Source organism: Actinoplanes teichomyceticus ATCC 31121, from assembly GCF_003711105.1.
Lineage (GTDB): Bacteria > Actinomycetota > Actinomycetes > Mycobacteriales > Micromonosporaceae > Actinoplanes > Actinoplanes teichomyceticus.
This window is the reverse complement of sequence record NZ_CP023865.1, coordinates 2461172-2478497: the sequence shown is the minus strand read 5'-3', so window position 1 is coordinate 2478497 and position 17326 is coordinate 2461172. Positions and strand designations below refer to the sequence as shown.

The 17326-nt window shown below is 70.7% G+C and carries 15 protein-coding genes; 10 read left to right on the top strand and 5 right to left on the bottom strand.

Features of this window, described 5'->3' with window-relative positions:
* Positions 1 to 7 precede the first annotated feature (7 nt).
* Positions 8 to 574, bottom strand: coding sequence for a protocatechuate 3,4-dioxygenase subunit alpha (pcaG, locus tag ACTEI_RS11140; protein WP_122977577.1), 567 nt, complete (start codon positions 572 to 574; stop codon positions 8 to 10).
* Positions 571 to 1317, bottom strand: coding sequence for a protocatechuate 3,4-dioxygenase subunit beta (pcaH, locus tag ACTEI_RS11135; RefSeq protein ID WP_372443242.1), 747 nt, complete (start codon positions 1315 to 1317; stop codon positions 571 to 573). Before pcaH ends, pcaG begins: the two co-directional genes overlap by 4 nt.
* Before the next feature lie 71 nt (positions 1318 to 1388).
* Between pcaH and ACTEI_RS11130 the strand changes: the two genes are divergently transcribed.
* Positions 1389 to 2147, top strand: a complete 759-nt coding sequence (locus ACTEI_RS11130) for an IclR family transcriptional regulator (protein ID WP_122977576.1) — start codon at positions 1389 to 1391, stop codon at positions 2145 to 2147.
* A gap of 21 nt (positions 2148 to 2168) precedes the next feature.
* Complete coding sequence (locus ACTEI_RS11125) at positions 2169 to 3350, top strand: 4-hydroxybenzoate 3-monooxygenase (protein ID WP_122982073.1); 1182 nt, start codon at positions 2169 to 2171, stop codon at positions 3348 to 3350.
* On the opposite strand, the gene ACTEI_RS11120 is transcribed toward ACTEI_RS11125, so the two are convergent.
* Both ACTEI_RS11120 and ACTEI_RS11115 read right to left on the bottom strand, forming a co-directional pair.
* Complete coding sequence (locus tag ACTEI_RS11120) at positions 3311 to 4093, bottom strand: TIGR04013 family B12-binding domain/radical SAM domain-containing protein (RefSeq protein ID WP_239082299.1); 783 nt, start codon at positions 4091 to 4093, stop codon at positions 3311 to 3313. The two genes, ACTEI_RS11125 and ACTEI_RS11120, sit on opposite strands and share 40 nt — an antisense overlap.
* A 168-nt stretch (positions 4094 to 4261) precedes the next feature.
* Entirely contained in the window at positions 4262 to 7552 is a 3291-nt protein-coding gene (locus ACTEI_RS11115; RefSeq protein WP_164465912.1) for a glycoside hydrolase family 3 C-terminal domain-containing protein, read from the bottom strand.
* Between the two features lie 882 nt (positions 7553 to 8434).
* On the opposite strand from ACTEI_RS11115, the gene ACTEI_RS11110 reads away from it, so the two are divergent.
* The 4 genes from ACTEI_RS11110 (at position 8435) to ACTEI_RS11095 (ending at position 12865) form a co-directional block, all read left to right on the top strand.
* Positions 8435 to 9121: a DUF6218 family protein gene (locus ACTEI_RS11110; RefSeq protein ID WP_145830856.1), complete on the top strand. Its 687-nt coding sequence runs from the start codon at positions 8435 to 8437 to the stop codon at positions 9119 to 9121.
* A 2-nt stretch (positions 9122 to 9123) separates the two neighbouring features.
* On the top strand, positions 9124 to 10338 hold the full coding sequence (locus ACTEI_RS11105) for an exonuclease domain-containing protein (RefSeq protein ID WP_122977572.1): 1215 nt from the start codon (positions 9124 to 9126) through the stop codon (positions 10336 to 10338).
* Positions 10339 to 10684: 346 nt separating this feature from the next.
* Positions 10685 to 11071, top strand: coding sequence for a DUF6394 family protein (locus ACTEI_RS11100; RefSeq protein ID WP_122982072.1), 387 nt, complete (start codon positions 10685 to 10687; stop codon positions 11069 to 11071).
* 9 nt (positions 11072 to 11080) lie between these two features.
* The gene (locus tag ACTEI_RS11095; RefSeq protein WP_203723600.1) at positions 11081 to 12865 is read left to right on the top strand and encodes a potassium channel family protein; all 1785 of its coding nucleotides are present in this window, start codon (positions 11081 to 11083) and stop codon (positions 12863 to 12865) included.
* 200 nt (positions 12866 to 13065) lie between these two features.
* Here the strand turns inward: ACTEI_RS11095 and ACTEI_RS11090 are convergent, their stop codons facing one another.
* Positions 13066 to 13317, bottom strand: a complete 252-nt coding sequence (locus ACTEI_RS11090) for a radical SAM protein (protein ID WP_239082300.1) — start codon at positions 13315 to 13317, stop codon at positions 13066 to 13068.
* Positions 13318 to 13482: 165 nt separating this feature from the next.
* Between ACTEI_RS11090 and ACTEI_RS11085 the strand changes: the two genes are divergently transcribed.
* The 4 genes from ACTEI_RS11085 to ACTEI_RS11070 are packed head-to-tail and all read left to right on the top strand — an operon-like array spanning position 13483 to position 17318.
* Positions 13483 to 14160, top strand: coding sequence for a hypothetical protein (locus ACTEI_RS11085; RefSeq protein WP_122977571.1), 678 nt, complete (start codon positions 13483 to 13485; stop codon positions 14158 to 14160).
* Entirely contained in the window at positions 14157 to 15638 is a 1482-nt protein-coding gene (locus tag ACTEI_RS11080) for a DUF4407 domain-containing protein (RefSeq protein ID WP_145830855.1), read from the top strand. Before ACTEI_RS11085 ends, ACTEI_RS11080 begins: the two co-directional genes overlap by 4 nt.
* On the top strand, positions 15635 to 16372 hold the full coding sequence (locus tag ACTEI_RS11075; RefSeq protein WP_122977569.1) for a vWA domain-containing protein: 738 nt from the start codon (positions 15635 to 15637) through the stop codon (positions 16370 to 16372). Before ACTEI_RS11080 ends, ACTEI_RS11075 begins: the two co-directional genes overlap by 4 nt.
* Positions 16359 to 17318, top strand: a complete 960-nt coding sequence (locus ACTEI_RS11070; RefSeq protein WP_145830854.1) for a protein phosphatase 2C domain-containing protein — start codon at positions 16359 to 16361, stop codon at positions 17316 to 17318. Before ACTEI_RS11075 ends, ACTEI_RS11070 begins: the two co-directional genes overlap by 14 nt.
* Positions 17319 to 17326 lie beyond the last annotated feature (8 nt).

Here is a 17326-nt window from a genome sequence, read left to right as displayed (position 1 = left end):
GGCGCGCTCACGCCCAGGAGTCCCGCAGCCGCGGATACGTGAGGAAGACCGTCTCGGCGGCGCCCTGCAGGTGGATGTCGAAGACCAGGCCCCGGTCGACCCGTTCGGTGATCAGGGTGGCCCGGCGGGCCGGGTCCAGCGCGGACAGCAGCGGGTCGGCGGCCAGCGCGTCGGCGTCGTCCGGCAGGTAGGCGCGGGTGAAGAGCCGGTCGAGCAGTCCTCGGGCGAAGACGGTGACCGCGAAGAAGGCCGGCCTGCCCGGCTGCGTGGGACCCGGCTCCAGCGTGGCGAACTGGTAGTGGCCGTCCGGGTCGGTGGCGGCGCGCCCCCAGCCGGTGAACGTCCAGCCGTCGCGGCGCAGCGAGCCGGGCTGCCGCACGATGTGGCCCTGCCCGTCGGCCTGCCAGATCTCGATCACCGCGTCCGGCACCGGGCCGCCGGAGCCGTCGGTGACCCGGCCGTGCAGCCGCACCGCGCGCGGGTGGGCCGGCGGGACGAGCTCGTTCATCGCCGGGTACTGCAGGCCCAGGTGGAAGAACGGGCCGACGGTCTGGCCGGGAACCGCGGCGCTCATGCGTGCTCTTCCTCGGTGTCGAGCGGGGTGCGGTGGCTGCCGGTGAGCACGATGTCCCAACGGTATCCGGTGTTCCACTCCGGGGTGGTCAGGTCGTGGTCGTACCGGGCGATCAGCAGTTCCCGCGACTTCGGGTCGGTGATCGACTGGTGGATCGGGTCGTACCGCAGCAGCGGGTCGCCGGGAAAGTACATCTGGGTGACCAGGCGCTGGGTGAAGTCGGTGCCGAAGAGCGAGAAGTGGATGTGCGCGGGCCGCCAGGCGTTCAGGTGGTTGCGCCACGGGTACGGCCCCGGCTTGATCGTCTGGAACCGGTACGTCCCGTCCGGGGCGGTCAGACAGCGCCCGGCCCCGGTGAAGTTCGGGTCGTGCGGGGCCGGATGCTGATCGCGCTGGTGGCGGTAGCGGCCGGCGGCGTTGGCCTGCCACACCTCGACGAGCTGGTTCGCCACCGGCCGCCCGTCGCCGTCGAGCACCCGGCCGGTGACCACGATCCGCTCGCCGAGCGGGGTGCCGGCGTGCTGGATGGTCAGGTCCGCCTCGTCGACCGCGACGTCGCGGTGGCCGAAGCACGGGGCCGACAGCTCGACCGACTCCGGGTCGACCAGGTGCGCGGGCTGCTCGGGGTGGCGCAGGCCGCTGCTGCGGTACGGCGGATAGTCGATCCTCGGCTGCGGGCCGCCCGGCTGCCCCGCCGCCGCGGCGATTTCCCCATCGATGTCAGCTTGTGACGACTGGTTCACGATTCGGACGCTAGGCGGTCGCCCGGCCTCTCGGCGATACTCGGCTTCCACTCAGCGGAAGGGTCCCTCCGATGGCCAAGAGCGTCACCTCGCGTGCGCTGGCCCTGCTCGGGGCGTTCGACGCCGAGCATCGCGGCCTGCGGCTCAGCGACCTGGCCCGGCGCTCCGGCACCCCGCTGGCCACGGCCCACCGGCTGGTCGCCGAGCTTACGCGGTGGGGCGCCCTGGCCCGGGAGCCGAACGGCGAGTACGTGATCGGCCGCCGGATCTGGCAGCTGGGCCTGCTCGCCCCGGTGCAGAGCGAGCTGCGCACCGCGGCCGCCCCGTTCCTGCACGACCTGTACGCCGCCACCCTGGCCACCGTGCATCTGGCGGTCCGTGACGATCTGGAGGTGCTGTACATCGACCGGCTGTCCGGGCACGACTCGGTGCCGGTGATCAGCAAGGTCGGGTCGCGGCTGCCGTTGCACCCCACCGGGGTCGGGAAGGTGCTGCTGGCGTACGCGCCGGAGGACGTGCGCACCCGGGCACTGGGCCGGCTGACCCGGGTGACCGCGTACACCGTCACGCAGCCGGCGCGGCTGCTGGAGCAGCTGCGCCGGGTACGGGCCGAGGGGTACGCGACGACCGGCGAGGAGATGAGCCTGGGCGCGTGCTCGGTGGCCGTGCCGGTACGCAACGGCGACGACGTGGTGGCGGCGCTCGGGATGGTCGTACCGGATCTGCGCCGCCAACTGCCCCGGATGGTGAGCGCGCTGCGGGTCGCGGCGCACGGGATCGGCCGGACGCTGGCTTCCGCCCAGTGGAAACGAGGCCTTGCCCCGCGGTAGCCGCTGCTGGAGGTTGTGGACATGCGCACCCAGGTCGCCATCATCGGCGCGGGCCCGGCCGGCCTGCTCCTGTCCCACCTGCTCGCCCAGGGCGGCGTCGACTCCGTGGTCCTGGAGACCCGCTCGGAGCAGTACGTGGCCGCCCGGATCCGGGCCGGCATCCTGGAACACTCCAGCGTCGAGGTGCTCCGGTCGGCCGGGCTGGACACCCGGCTACGGGCCGAGGGCGACGAGCACCGCGGCATCTACCTGCAGTGGCCGCACGAACGGCACCATCTCGACTTCGTCGGCCTGACCGGCCGCAGCGTGTGGGTCTACGGCCAGACCGAGGTGCAGAAAGACCTGGTCGCGGCCCGGAAGGCGGTCGGGCAGGAGATCCACTACGAGGTGTCGGGGACCGCGCTGCACGACGTCTCGTCGGACCGCCCGCACGTGACGTTCACCGACCGCGACGGCGCGGCGCGGCGGCTGGACGCGGAGGTGATCGCCGGCTGCGACGGGTCGTTCGGGCCGTCGCGGGCCGCGGCGCCGGCGGCGCGGACGTACGAGAGGGTGTACCCGTACTCGTGGCTGGGCATCCTGGCCGACGTCGCGCCGTCCACCGACGAGCTGATCTACGCCTGGCATCCGCACGGGTTCGCCCTGCACTCGATGCGGTCGGCCACCGTCAGCCGGCTCTACCTGCAGGTGCCCACCGGCACCGACCCGGCCACCTGGTCCGACGAGCGGATCTGGGACGAGCTCGCCGTCCGGCTCGGGCACGGGCAGGACGGCTGGCGGCTCACCCCGGGACCGATCACCGAGCGGAGCGTGCTGCCGATGCGCAGCCACGTGCGGACCCCGATGCGGCACGGGTCGCTGTTCTTGGCCGGGGACGCGGCGCACATCGTCCCGCCGACCGGCGCGAAAGGGCTGAACCTGGCGATCGCCGATGTCGCGCTGCTGAGCCGGGCGCTGATCGCGCGGCTGCGCGACGGCGATCCCGGGCCGGCCGAGGCGTACTCGGACACGGCGCAGCGGCGGGTCTGGCGCTGCACGCACTTCTCCTGGTGGATGACCACGATGCTGCACACCTCGGGCGAGGAGTTCGACGCCGAGCTGCAGCTGGCCCAGCTGCGCTGGGTGACGTCCAGCCGGGCCGGGGCGACCGGCCTCGCCGAGAACTACGCCGGGCTGCCGATCGGCCTGGACGCGCCGCGCTGACCGCACGATCTGGTCAAGGCGGCGACGGTGGGCAGCAGGGTGCGGCTGCGGCCCGGCCGTGGATACGCCTCCGCGGCCGCGGCCGGCCGGACGGCGTGGTCGCGCTGTTTCTGCCAGTGACCGTAGAGGGCGCCGCGCCGCGACAACCGGTCCACCTCACGGATCGTCGCCGGGTCGACGTCTCCGGGCGGCGCGTCGCGCCACGGCGTGCCGGGCAGCGGCATGAACGTGTGCGCGTGGATCCGGGCGCCCAGGTCGGCCAGCTCCCGAGCCAGCGCCAGCGAGTCGTCGACGTCGTCCTCGCTCTCCCCCGGCATCCCGAAGATCATGTCGACGTTGATCCGGAAACCCTCCTCGATGCCGAGCCGGGCGGCCCGCTTCACCTCCTCGACGCCGTGACCACGCTTGGCCGCGTCGAGCACCCGGTCGGAGCCGGACTGGGTGCCCACGATGATGTTGTTGTTGTCGCAGTACTTCTTGACCAGCCGCAACGCCTCGCGGCTGACGTGCTCGGGGCGGATCTCGCTGGGGAAGCTGCCGAAGAAGACCCGGCCGTTCGAGCCGATGCCCTCGCGGCAGCTGGCGAGCAGCTCCGCCACCGCGTCGAGGTTCGGCTCCTCGGCCTGCGTGCCGTAGCTCAGCGCGGTCGGCGTGATGAACCGGACGTCGCGCAGCCCCCCGCGCCCGCATCTGATCCACGTGCCACCGGACGCTGCCCCCTGATTCCATAGATGAACCTTCATGCCGGCTCCGGTGCCGGAGAGGCGTCTGGCAGAACTGCCTACGCCTCCCGGAGCGCCCGGATGAGTCATCGTCGACTCACCGCTTGCGGCGACTCGCGTCCTGGACGGCGGCTGACGCGACCGTGGCGCCACCCGCAGGCCAAGCCGGCCAGTCACGTCATCCAGACGTCAGCGGGACTGAGGCACCCGGGGCAAGCCGTCGCCGTCCGGCGGTGGCCCCACACCGCCGAACCGGCTTTTGGGTGTGATCGTGACCAGGGCCGACTCCGACGTTTCCACGCCGGCACTGATTGCTGTGACGGTGACCCGTACGTGCCCGGTCCTGGCCGCGGTCAGGACTCCCGCCGAGGTGACGCCCGCTCCGGCGGTGTTGGTGTCCATCGGGGCGATCTGGTAACGGTACGTCGTCGCCGGGTTGGCCGGGACCACACTCGCGGACAGCTTTGTCCCCAAGGATGCCTGGTCGAGCGTCACTTTCCGATCACCGAAGTCGACCCGCGACGTGTGAGCGTTCGGGAACGCCGAGCCGGTGGCGTCCGGTGCGCCGGAGGTCACCACGACCGGGAAAGTGGTCGACCTGCTCTCCCGGTTGGCGGTGGCCTTGGCCGTGATCAGGACGGCGCCCGTGGTCACGGGCTTGACGGAGCCGCTGGCGTCGACCGTCGCGACCGCCGGGTTGGAGGAGGTGTACTTCACCTGGAGCGCCCGATCGGAAAGATCCCAGAACGTCATGTCGTGCTTGGTGACCGACAGTTGGGCGTTGATCCGGTTGTCGGGGGTGTCCAGGCTCAACTCGGTGGCGTCCGGCTGGGCCGAGACCACCTCGACGCCGGCCGTGCGGTGTCCGGTCACCCGCAGGCTCACCGACTTCAGATCAGCGTCGGCCGAGCTCGGACCAGCCAGGATGGTCCACTCCCCCGTGGGGAACACCTTCCTGTGCTTCACGTCGTCCCAGAACCACAGGTCACCGGCGCCAATGGTGACCTTCACCCGCTGGGAGGTCCCGGCGATCAGGCCGCTCTTGACGAAACCCTTCAACTGCTTGAGCGGGCGCCGGTTCCCGTCGGCCCCCTTCGGAGCTCTCGCGTAGACCTCCACGACAGCCCTGCCCGGGCGGTTGCCGGCCCGGTTCGACACGGGCACCGAGACCGTCACCGCATCGTCGGGAGTGATCTTCGGGGAGGACAGTCTCGGGGTGCCGTAGACGAACGGCGAGTACGACAGACCTTGACCGAACACATAGTGGGGAGCCGCGCAACCGGGACCGACCTGGTAGTAGAGGTACGTCCGGCCGCACTTGGCGCCTTCCGCCTTGGTCATCCGGTAGTCCTCGATCGCATGGTCGGCCGCCGGCCCGAGTTGTGCATCAACGTCGGAGTACCAGGTCAGCGGGAGCTTGCCCGAGAAGTTGGCCACCGCGGCACGCCCGTCCTCGAGCGTCACCGCGTCGTTGAACAGCAACTCGGCCATCGCCTTGCCCTGGTACATGCCGTTGAAGGACGACCAGACGATCGCCCCTACGCTTGGCAGGTCCTTGAACGCGCTGACGTCTACCATGGTTTTGGCCTGGATCCACACCACGATCTTCTTGCCGTACTTCTGGGCGAGCGGGGCGATCGAGTCCCGGATCAGCTCGGCCTGCTTGCGTGGCATGACGACCGTGGAGCGGTCCGTGCCCTCGCCGCCGTCGTTGTTCCGGTGACCGACCACCACCACGACGTTGTCCGCCTGCGAGATCCGGTATTCGGCGGTCGCCGCGTCCTTTACCGGATCGCAGGGGCTGCTGGCGCACACCGAGGTGGTGATCGCGGTGCCGTCGGCGTTGAGGACGTCGGGGAACGCCGCCAGATGACTGGAGAGGAACGGCGTGGTGGAGCCCGCGGTCACGGCTGAGGCGGATGACCCCGTCCGCTCGGCCAACGCCTGGGCGAAGGTGGTGTTGACCGCCGTCGGCCCGGAGTAGGAGCCGGACTGGAACGCGTTGAGCGAGTCCACGTGCCCCAGGGCGACTGTCTTGCCGGTCGCTGCGCCCGCGAACGGGAGCGTTCCGCCGGCGTTCTTCAGCAGCACCGGCGCCTCGAGGGCAGATTCGTGCGCGACCGCGCGGTGCGCCGGCGAAGCCAGCTTGACATCGGGATCGCCGGCCGCCGACAGCGAGTAGGACTCACTGTTCCACGGGACCGAGCCGACGGGATCGAACTCGCCCAGCTGGAACCGCGCGGTGAAGGCGCGGACGAGCGCGATGTCGAGGTCGGACTCGCTGATGAAGCCTTGGCTCTGCGCCGCCGGGAGTCCGGTCGCCGTGGGGTAGTCACCGCCCGAGCAGTCGAGATCGGTGCCGGCCTTGAGCGCCCAGGCGTTGCCCAGGGTCTTGCTGATCTGCGTCTGACCGCCGAGTTGGACAGGCTGCCAGGAGTGTCCTTGCGTCCCGGTTCCGTACACGCGGGTGATCGCATCGCAGTCGGAGACGACGTAACCGTCGAAGCCGTACGACCGGCGCAGCATGGTCTCGAGGGAGTATCGGCTCGCGGCGGCCGGCGTCCCGGGAGTACCGCCGGGGGTGGCATTGTCGCGCGGGCTCCACAGGGTCGGGTAGCTCGAGGCGGACGGGTAGTCCGTCGTGTAGTTCTCCTTCACGGAGAGGGCGTTGTAGGCGGCCATCAGCGACCGCGCGCCCGCCTTGCCGGCCGAGGCCCCGAAGGGCGGCAGGAAGTACTCGTGCATCGAACGCTCGGTGAAGTTCGACGTGCCGAAATCACGGTTCGCCTCGGAGTTGTTCGCCAAGTAGTGCTTCGGCGTGGCGACCGCCTGAACGTAGTCGTGCGCCCCGGTGGGAACCGTGTCGGGACGCGACGAGGTGTTGCCCTGCAGACCTGTCACGAAGGCGCCAGCCACCTGTCCTGCCAGGAAGGGATCCTCGGTGTAGGACTCGTCCGCCCGCCCCCACCGGGGGTCGCGGCTGAGGTTCTGGTTCGGCGACCAATAGGTCAAGCCGTGACAGGCGCCTCCAACGGGGTCGGGATTGGCCCCGCCCGGCGGGCAGGATGTGTTGTAGGTCACGCGGGCTTCGTCGGCGATACCGCCGGCGATCTTCTGGGTGATGGCTGGATCCCACGTCGATGCGATCGAGGTGCTCTGCGGATACTGCGTGTAGTTGTCATTACCGGGGACGGTCGGGAAGTAGATCCCGTGATTCGCCTCTGCCCAGTATCCGTACGACTTCACGCCGAGCCGGTCGATCGCCTTCGGCTTCGGACGCCAGGTCGCATGCGGCTGCATCGCTATGAGCTGGTCGTACTTTTCCTCCAGCGTCATACGCGAGACCAGGTCCGCCGCACGGACACTGAATGGCAGCGAGGTGTTCTTGTACGCCGGCGTGCCGTCGGCGGACGCCGAAGTCGGCCGCACGAACCCGCCGAGCGAGCCCACGGCCACAGCCCACGCCAGCCCGAACGCCAAGAGCCCGCGCCCTGGACTCCTGGAGCCTCTGCCGTGCCCCTTCCCTCGCGGGGGCACGGAACTGGTCTTCACCATGTGAAGGTCTCCCCTGTCCAAGATGGCAAGATAGATAGGCGTCGATTGCCCAGCAGAACTATAACGGTTGCGCAAAGGTTTGGCAGGAGGTTTCTCAGCGCAGCGTCGACTGCCTCTGGACAAGTTCACTATCGACGATCTGCCCTCCGGGGCGCCGGCTCATCCCATGGCACGCCGTCGAACTGGAGCTCGATCCGCTTCTCCAAGAAGGTGTAGGCGGAGCGAGCTGGAACTTGCCGGTCCACCGGCGGTCCTGAGGGCCCTCGGCGGTTGTTGCGTGGGTGCACCGGCCGCGTCGAGGCGCCTATCGATGGCCGCACCGTAGTGCAGGAATGACCCCCGGTCCGCTGCTCGTCAGCCGGCCGGGCGCGACGGGCCGGGCTTCTCCGCGAGACGCCGGTATCTCGACATCGTCTGGGACGCGCTCGACGGTGTGGCCGACGACGCCGAGAGTGCCGACGAACGGAGGATCAACCGTCGGTCACCACGACCGCTGTCACAGGAGATGATCAATGAGACCCGGATCGTTGGCCGGGCCGGGCCACCCGAACCATCTCCTAACACCTTCGGTGCCTCTCCCCCCGGGTCACAGCATGATCCACCGCTCAACGATGGATCTAAGCGAATCGGCTCCTTACAGCTTCAGTGCCGGCGGAAGACGCCCGCAGCCATTAGACCGAATGTGCCGATCCGGCAACCGTCAGACCTCGGCGTGTCGTATACGAAAGCTCCTGCCCATCAGCGGAGTCTTCGCCGCCCCGCCCGCTGTTAACGTGGCCGTCCACCGTGACATCGGGGCGTGGAATGATGATTGCTTCGGAAAGCCAGGACGCCGAGTCCAGCACCGTTTTGGATTATTTGCCGGGTGTACGCGGGCATGCCGTGCTCGTTCTTGGGCCCGGGCCGGACGACCAGGAAAGCTTGGCGATCTGGACCCTCAGCGCCCTCGGCGCCGCAACCGGAGCATGGATCCTGCCGCTGGCTGATCTCGACAGCGCGCGCCTGCTTCGCATCATGCACATGGTTCGCGGCCGGTGCCTGATCGGCTGGACCGAGGACGCGGCTACGGAAGCGCTCGGCGAGATTGAGGCTCTGCTACCGGCTGAGATGATCGCGCGGCTGCGTGCCGGGCGCCTCGCAATTCCGGACCTGGTCGCCGAGATCCGTGAGCATCGCGTGCATTACTCGGAGGAGCTCACCGCGTACAGCGCCTCGACATCCTCGAAGCTTGCTCCGCTGAAGTGGGCACGAGAACTGCCCGACGAGGCCGACGAGGCCGATGTCCTGACCAGACGTCCCGCCTACGCGGCCAACCCCGCTGCGGCCGTGGCGCTGACCCTGGCCGGGACGTTGCGTCAGGTCATCGATCTCTGGCGGGAGACCGAGGAAGCCCGCTATCGGCGACCGTACCTGCGTTCGCTGGGCGAATTGCAGATTCTTCCACCACGGTGGGTCGGCCGCCTGCGGGCTGCCGAGTCGGGCTCGGAGGGCTGAGCATGTACGCAGTCGTCGATGTGGAGACCACCGGCACCAAGACCAGCTGGCACGACCGGATCGTGGAGATCGCCGTCGTTCGCGTCGACGAGTACGGTCACGTCCGCGACGAGTGGTGCACTGTGGTGAATCCCGATCGAGATCTCGGCCCGCAGGAGATCCACGGCATCACTGCGGCCGAGGCACGCCGCGCACCTTCCTTCGCTGAATTAGCGGGACAGATCGTCGAACGCCTCGCCGGTCATGCCATCGTGGCTCACAATTTGCACTTCGACGCCGGTTTTCTGACAGCGGAATTCGGCAAACTCGGATACCAGGTGCCGATTGCCGCGGGCCGAGGGCTATGCACCATGCAGTTGGCGGCCCATTTCCTGCCCACGGCCGCGCGCAGCCTACAGGCGTGCCGCACAGCCGCTGGGCTGCCGGCCCACCGTGCGCACTCCGCGCTTCATGACGCGCGAGCGGCCGCAGAGTTGCTCATGCACTACCTCCGGGAGTCCGCAAGCCCACCCCCATGGGCGCCGCTCGTCCACGAGGCTCGGCGGGTTGCCTGGCCGGATCTGCCCGTCACGGGCGTGGCGCCGGTGACACGCCGCCGGCCGGAGGACCGTGAACCTCACTTCCTCACCCGGCTGGTCGACCGGCTGCCCCGGCTGCGCGACCCCAGAGCGGACTCCTACCTGGAGCTGCTCGACCACGCCCTGCTGGATCGTCACATCTCCGTGAGCGAGGCGGACCAGCTGGTGGACACCGCTGACCGGCTCGGCTTGGCCCGAGCCGACGTGGAGCTGTTGCATCGGCAATACCTGACCAGCTTGGCGGCGATCGCGTTCGAGGACCTGATTGTCACCGCCGATGAGCGCCGCGACTTGGACAGCGTCGCTGGTCTGTTGGGCCTGACCGGAGCGGACGTTGAGGTCGCGTTGACGGTGGCCCGCGAAGCGCCGGGACCCACTCGTACATCGTGGCGGCTCAACCCCGGCGACACTGTCGTCTTCACCGGCAGCATGAACCCGTCACGAGAGATCTGGGAGGCCGACGCGGCGAGACATGGCCTGAACACCGGCGACAACGTCACGAAGAAGACGCGCCTGCTGGTCGCGGCCGATCCTGACTCGATGTCTGGTAAGGCGAAGAAGGCCCGCCAGTACGGCGTTCCGATCGTTCATCCCAGCGCCTACAAGGCCATGTTGAAGAGCCTTGTGCCCGCCGTCTAGGCCGTATCCCGTCCGTCGACGTTGTGCTGCCGGAATCTGCCCGTCGAACGCCGGTGGTCGTCCGCCGTGTCTGCTTTTCGCGGCGCGGCGGGCGATCAGCATGTCCGGCTACCTGACAAAGGTTCCGGTACATGTGTGTGGTGGTGGCTGGTACGCGCAGGCGTTGATACAGCCGCGCGTGACCTCCAGGGCGTTGAACCGGTCCCACGTCGACGCGAACCCGAGAAGGTAGCGGCAGAGCCCGACACAGGAGCCCGGTCAGGCCACGGGTGTACCGGCGCTCGGCTCAAGGCTTGGCAGGTGTCCGTCGGGGTAATGCGGCACACTGACGACCGGGGGAGTGCTGATGAGTCTGGAAAAAGTGATCTTCGGGTTCTTCGTGCTGCTCGCGGCGACGCTGAACTTCGGTTTCTTCATCGGTGACCTGGCCGATCCGAAGCTGCACAACGAGTACGAACTGTTCGCCGCCGTCGTGGTGAACCTGATCGCCACCGTGCTGAAGTTCGGCGACCGCACGCAGATCGGCGCGGTGCACCTGGCCACCAGCCTGGTGGCCGACCTGCAGTTGATCGCGGCCACCCTGGCCTGGACTTGGGCGACACAGGTCTCGGCGGACGGCCTGAACGGCGAGTCGATGGCCGCCGTGGTGTCGCTGTCCGGCGGCGCCCTGCTGGCCAACATCGTCTCCGTCGTCCTGCTGGTCATCGAGACCGTGTCCTTCCAGCGGCGCTGAGCGGCAGCCGTGCCCGGATCGAAACGATGGTGGCTGCCCGGCCGCGACGAGCGGCGCCCCCGCGAGGCCCGCCGCTGGACGCGGATCGCTGTCGCCGTGCAGGGTCCGCCCACTGTCTTCCTGATCCTGCGCCGGATGCGGGCACCGCTGATCGTCCTCATCACGATCTTCGCGGTCAGCGTCCTGGGCCTGACGCTGATTCCGGGTCAGGACGACGCCGGGCAGCCGGAACGGATGGGCTTCTTCGACGCGTTCTACTTCATGAGCTACACGGCCACGACCATCGGGTACGGCGAGATCCCGCACGCGTTCACCGGCGCCCAGCGGCTGTGGGTGACGGCGACCATCTACCTCACCGTCATCGGATGGGCCTACGCGATCGGCTCGCTGCTGACGCTACTGCAGGACCGCGCGTTCCGGCAGGCGCTCGCGCTGCAGCGTTTCACGCGTACGGTCGCCCGGCTTCGCGAGCCGTTCCTGCTGATCGCCGGGTACGGGCAGACCGGCCGGCTGCTGGGCCGCGAGCTCGACGCGCTCGGTCGCCGGCTCGTGGTGATCGACACCGACGCGGAGCGGGTGGACGCGCTGGATATCGACGCCTACCGCTCCGATGTGCCGGGGTTGGCCGGTGACGCCCGCAACCCGCAGACGATGGAGCACGCCGGGCTCGGCCACCCGTACTGCGAAGGGGTGCTGGCCCTGACCGACGACGACGAGGTGAACCTGGCGGTCACGATGACGGCCGCTCTGGTGCGCCCGGAGCTGCCGGTGATCGCCCGCACGGTGTCGCCGGCCGTCGAGCACCGGATGGCCGCGTTCGGTTCACCCACGGTGGTGAACCCGTTCGACCGGTACGGGGATCATCTACGGCTCGCCCTGCGCGCGCCGGCGTCGTACCAGTTGATGGCGTGGCTGGAAAGCGGGCCGGGCGCCGAACTGCCGGAGCGGGCCCAGCCGCCGCGGGCCGGGCGCTGGGTGCTGTGCGGCTACGGCCGGTTCGGACGGGAGCTCGCCGAGGACCTCCACGCCGAGGGCCTCACCGTCACCGCGATCGACATCCGGGCGGAAGCCGGGTCCGACCCCTGGGTCGTCGTCGGCGACGGGTCCGAGCCGCACGTCATGGCCACTGCGGACCTGGCACACGCGGTCGGCTTCGTAGCCGGCACGGACAACGACACCACCAACCTGTCGCTGGTCGCCGCCGCCCGCCACATCAACCCCGGCCTGTTCGTCGCGACCCGGCAGAACCGGCCGGAGACGGCGCCGCTGTTCGCCGCCATGCAGGTCGACTCCCTGCTGGTACCGGCCGAGGTAGTCGCGCACGAGATCTACGCGCAGCTGAGCACCCCGCTGCTGTGGCGCTTCCTGCGGGAGATGCCGGCCCTCGGCGACGAATGGGCCCGGACCATGGTCGAGCGCCTGCAGCAGCATTGCGGGCGCCGCCTGCCCGGGCTGTGGCGCACGACGCTGGACGCGAGCGAGACCCCGGCGCTCAGCCGCTGGCTGCGCGACGGGCGAGCGACACTCGGCGGTCTCCTGCGCCACCCCGACGATCGGGAGCAGCGCCTCGACATCGTCGCGCTGCTGATCCTGCGGGACGGGCAGGCGACGCTCGGGCCCGACGACGACTATGTGCTGCGGGCCGGCGACCAGCTCCTGCTCGCCGGGCAGCCGTGGGAACAGCGGGCGCTGCTGGACACGGTTACCATCGACTCGGTGAGCCGATACGTCCTGTACGGCCATCGTGTGCCGGCGAGCTGGATCTGGCGGCGTCTGACCCGCTCAGACGGTTAGGGTTCGCTTCAGCCGTGGAGTGGGGCCGGGGCGGACCCGGGTGTCGCCCACCTCCGGACGCGGTATGAGGACGCGCAGCCGTAGTCTCACGGGAGAGCTGACGACACGCGCCTCCGCCGCCCCTGACATCCGGCAGTCAACAGCCCGCGGATCAGCAATGGTTGTGCGACATCCGGGCGTGCATGTAGTAGTTCAAGCTGCTACGGGCACGCGTAGACGCAGCCTCGGGTGATCTCCAGGGCGTTGAACCGGTCCCACGTCACGGCGAAGCCGGGGAAGTCGTCGAGCGGCCGCTGCTTCGCCTTCCCGGTCCTCGTCACCGCGCCGGCAGCGTCGCGGTAGGCCAGCCCGGTGATACCCGCCGGGTCGCCCTTCGCGTCGACCAGGCTCAGCAGCGTCGACTCACCCTCGCCGATCGCCGCCATGTCCCAGCCGGCGTCCAGGGTCTGCACGCGCCCGGTGACCGATCGGCCGACGACCGCTTCGACCCTTCATGGGTGGGCCCCCGACCGGATGGCCGACGGCCAACGGGGGTAAGTACAACGACCCCGAATCCTCTCGCGTGACGGCCAGTTAGTTCGATCGCCGACCGACGATCAGCGCGAGGGGGGTGGACCGTGGCCGGGACCGAGGATCCGCTCGACGGCCGGGTCGGCTATCCGGTGATCTCCGCCGTGGCGCTGCGACCGCTGCCACGGCGCGTCCTGCGGCGCCGCGCGCGTGAGCCCGAGGAGATCCCGGTGGGGGTCGGCTCGGTGCTCGTCGCGCAGTTCCACGACACCTACGAGGCCGTCCCGCGGCGGGCCGGGCTGACCGACCGGCGGCTCGTCGAGGCCACGGCGCTGCTGCTGGTCTCCACGCAGCAGCGGCTGGTCGAGGCCAGCGTCGTCATGCCGTCGGCCGACCAGCAGACCGGCATCGAGATCCGGGCCCGGTTCCGCTGCCGGGTGGCCGACCCGGTCGCCCTGCTGGACAGCGGCGTGCACGACATCGGGCCGGCCCTGACCGAGTACCTGCTCGGCTACGCGCGGGTCCGGATGGTCTGCATCTCCATGTCACTGCGCGACCGGTACGCCTGGTACCAGCTGCAGCAGAGGGTGGTGGCCATGCTGCTCGCCTACGGCGAGGTCGTCCCGGTGCCGGTGCTGGGGCTCAGCGCCACCCTGGCCGACGTCGCCGTCCGGGCCCTCGCGGTCGAGTCCGGGGGGTTGCGGGTCCACCCGCCCGCCCCGGCCTACGGCGGCGTCGGCGACGAGTACCGCGACAACAACTACACCTGGGGAAGTCAGCCTTGAACGCACAACACCGGGCCGGGCCGGAGGAACTCCCGGTGGGGCGGCTGCTGCGAATGGCGACCGGGGTGAACGAGGACATCCTCGCGGCCATGCCGGCCGAGCGGACCCGCTTCACGGCGATGGGCGGTGTGGTGCTCGGCACCGCGCTCATCGCGATGGCGTCGATGGGCGTCGCGATCGGTTTCGTGGCGGGCGGCTTCCCGCCGCCGGCGGTGCCGTTCGTACTGGTCTGGGGAATCTTCGTGCTCAGCATCGACCGCTGGCTGATGTCGGTGGCGGCCAGCTCCGAGCGCGGCCGCAGAGCGCTCAAGCTGCTGCCCCGGCTGATCCTCGCGGTCGCGGTGGGGGTGGTGGTCGCCGAGCCGCTCGTGCTGGTCATCTTCCGCTCCGAGATCGCCGAGCAGTCGCGGCGCGAGCACGCCGACGAACTGCGGGACCTGGAGGGCAGCCTGCTGGCCTGCAACCCGGTGCCCGGCAGCGAGGCGGCGAAGAACTCGCCGGCCGCGGCCCCGCGCTGCGCAGGCTTCCGGCTCTCGCTGGCCGGCAGCGCGGCCGAGGGCCGGCTGGCGCAGATCCCGCAGTTGCAGGCGCAGGTCACCGCGCTCGGCCGGACGGTGGAGGCCGACGCCCGGGCACACGCCGAGCTGGAGGGCCTGGCGCGCAGGGAGTGCAACGGTACGTCCGGCGAGGGGCTGTCCGGCCGGTTCGGGGTGGGGCCCAGCTGCCGGCGGTTACGGGCGCAGGCCGACCGCTACCGCGCCGATCATCGGATCGAGGAGAACACGGCGGCGCTGGCCAACCTGCGGGCCGAGATCGACGGGATCACCGGCCGGATCGGCACCGACGGCGCGGCCTTCGCCGAGGCCCGGCAGCGGACCATCGAGCAACGCATGGCGCAGACCCGGGACCGGTGGCGCGAACCCGGCCTGCTCGACCGGATGCGGCTGCTCAGCCACCTCACCGACCGCAACGGTTACGCCCTGGCGGGTGAGTGGGCGCTGCGACTGTTCCTGGTCCTGATCGACGCCCTGCCGGTGATGGTCAAGTTCCTCACCGGCTTCACCGCGTACGACGAGGTGATGGCCGACCGGCTGGAGCAGGAGAAGGCGGGCGCGCTGGAGCGCAACCGGGCCGGCGGCGACCGGCAGAGGTTCGGCGCCCGGCTGTGGCGGTTCCGGCTGCAGTTGCAGGCCCAGCGGGAGCACCGGCAGCTGGAGGGGCAGCACCTGAAGAGGCTGCGACCGGTCAACGAGGAGATCTGGCAGCAGGTCGACGAGCAGGCCGACCGGCTGATGCGCGAGGCGCCGACGGTCTCCTTCGCGTTGCCGGGCCGGCGCCGGCCGCGAGCCGAGCCCTTCATCGAGTCGGTGACCGACCCGCCCGCGCCCACCCAGCGCAACCCGCACAACCCGCACAACGTGCACGACGTCCCGGCCGCGCCGGGCCCGGACGACGCCGACTGGATGGTGGAGCATTGAGCCTGGCCAAGACCGTTCTCGGCAAACATCCGGTGTACCTGCTGCTGGACTCGTCCGCGTCGATGTGGCGGGCCGACCGGCACGGCCGCAGCTCGATGGGCGTGTTCCTGCCGATGGTGGACCGGCTGGTCGAGGACCTGTGCAGGGTGCCGAAGGTCAAGACCGGGGTGTGGCTGAGCGCGCTGGCGTTCAGCGACGGCGTCGAGGTGCTGCGGCCGATGACCCCGCTGGTGCCGGGCAATCAGCGGATCCGCCGCCCACGGCGGGGCGGGGGGACCGACTACACGCGGGCGCTGGCGCATCTGGCCGACCACTATCCGGCCGACCGCGCGGTGATCGAGGCCGGTGCCGAACGCCTCGGCCGGGAGGCGCGCGTACGCCGCCCGCTGGTCTTCGTCATCACCGACGGCGCGCCCTACGCCGGCGGCCGGGAGCAGCCGGACACCGCGTGGAAACGCGAGCGGGAACGCCTGATCGGCGCGCCGATGCAGGCCTGGATCGCCGTGGTCAGCATCCGGGCGGCCCACGAGCGCACCCTGTGGGAGCTGGCGACCGGCCGCGAGCACGGCGCCCGCAACGCGTTCCTGGCCGAACCGGACGCGTCGGCGGACCGGCTCTCGGCCAGCGTCCGGCAGTGCATGGCCGTCAGCATCTCCAGGTCCGTGCAGCGGGGCGAGCGGGTGATGGGAGTGCCGCGGGGGATGCGCCGGGCGAGTCGTGATGGACGGCGCTGACCTGCTGGCGCCCACCGCCGCGGCCGCCGCGCTGATGCTGTGGCTGCTGCTGTTCCTGCCGCTGCTGTGGGAGCAGTACCGCGGCGGCGGCGCCGGACAGCCGCCACGGCCCTCCCGCCGGCCGGCCCTGCCACCGCTGCCGCCCCCGGCCGCCGCGCTGCCGCTGCCGGAACGGGCCGTCGTGGACTGCCGGTGGTACGGCTCGGTGTTCGGCGGGCTGTGCCGGCCCGAGCCCGGCCGGCACAGCCTCCAGGTCCGCGGGGTGGCCTGGCGTGGCGAGACGCACGTCGAGGCCGGCGACGAGGGGCAGGACGCGGCCGGGGCCGCCTGGGACGACACGATGGGCGTGCTGTTCGTCGCGGTCGCCGACGGGCTGGGCTCGCTGCCGAGGTCCGGGGCGTACGCCGTGCACGCGGTGACCGCGGCGCTGCAACTGTGCCGTACGCGCGGGGACGACCGGCCGTTCGCACACATCGGCGACCGGTTGTTCGGCGCGGTCGCCGCCGGGCTGCGCCGCAGCTTCGGCCCGGAGGCGGGGGTGGACGGCGGGACGACGCTCGTGGTCGCCGAGGTGGTGCCGGACGCCCACGGCGCCCGGGTGACCGTGCACGGCGTCGGCGACTCGGAGGCCTGGGTGCTCAGCGCCGGCCGGTGGCGGGCGCTGCACCACGAGCGCGACCCGGCCGAGGAGGAGAACGCCACCCGCGACCTGCCGACGTTCTGCCGGCCGCGCAGCCGTACCGAGCGGGTCCCGCCCGGCGGGATGCTGCTGCTGGCCACCGACGGGTTCGCCTGCCGGATCGACTCGACGGCCGGCCGTTCGCCGTGGCTGCTGGCCGAGCGGCTACGCCGTACGACGTCGCCGATGGGTCTGGCGCACCTGGTCGCGCATCCGGAGAACGACGACGAGGACGACCGTGGCGTCGTCGCGGTGTGGGTGAGCTGACGTGCGGC

Bases quoted from the DNA above. Each gene is read 5' to 3' on its own strand.
- pcaG (WP_122977577.1), bottom strand. From the start codon at position 574: ATGAGCGCCGCGGTTCCCGGCCAGACCGTCGGCCCGTTCTTCCACCTG.
- ACTEI_RS11130 (WP_122977576.1), top strand. From the start codon at position 1,389: ATGGCCAAGAGCGTCACCTCGCGTGCGCTGGCCCTGCTCGGGGCGTTC.
- ACTEI_RS11125 (WP_122982073.1), top strand. From the start codon at position 2,169: ATGCGCACCCAGGTCGCCATCATCGGCGCGGGCCCGGCCGGCCTGCTC.
- ACTEI_RS11120 (WP_239082299.1), bottom strand. From the start codon at position 4,093: ATGAAGGTTCATCTATGGAATCAGGGGGCAGCGTCCGGTGGCACGTGG.
- ACTEI_RS11110 (WP_145830856.1), top strand. From the start codon at position 8,435: ATGATTGCTTCGGAAAGCCAGGACGCCGAGTCCAGCACCGTTTTGGAT.
- ACTEI_RS11105 (WP_122977572.1), top strand. From the start codon at position 9,124: ATGTACGCAGTCGTCGATGTGGAGACCACCGGCACCAAGACCAGCTGG.
- ACTEI_RS11100 (WP_122982072.1), top strand. From the start codon at position 10,685: ATGAGTCTGGAAAAAGTGATCTTCGGGTTCTTCGTGCTGCTCGCGGCG.
- ACTEI_RS11070 (WP_145830854.1), top strand. From the start codon at position 16,359: ATGGACGGCGCTGACCTGCTGGCGCCCACCGCCGCGGCCGCCGCGCTG.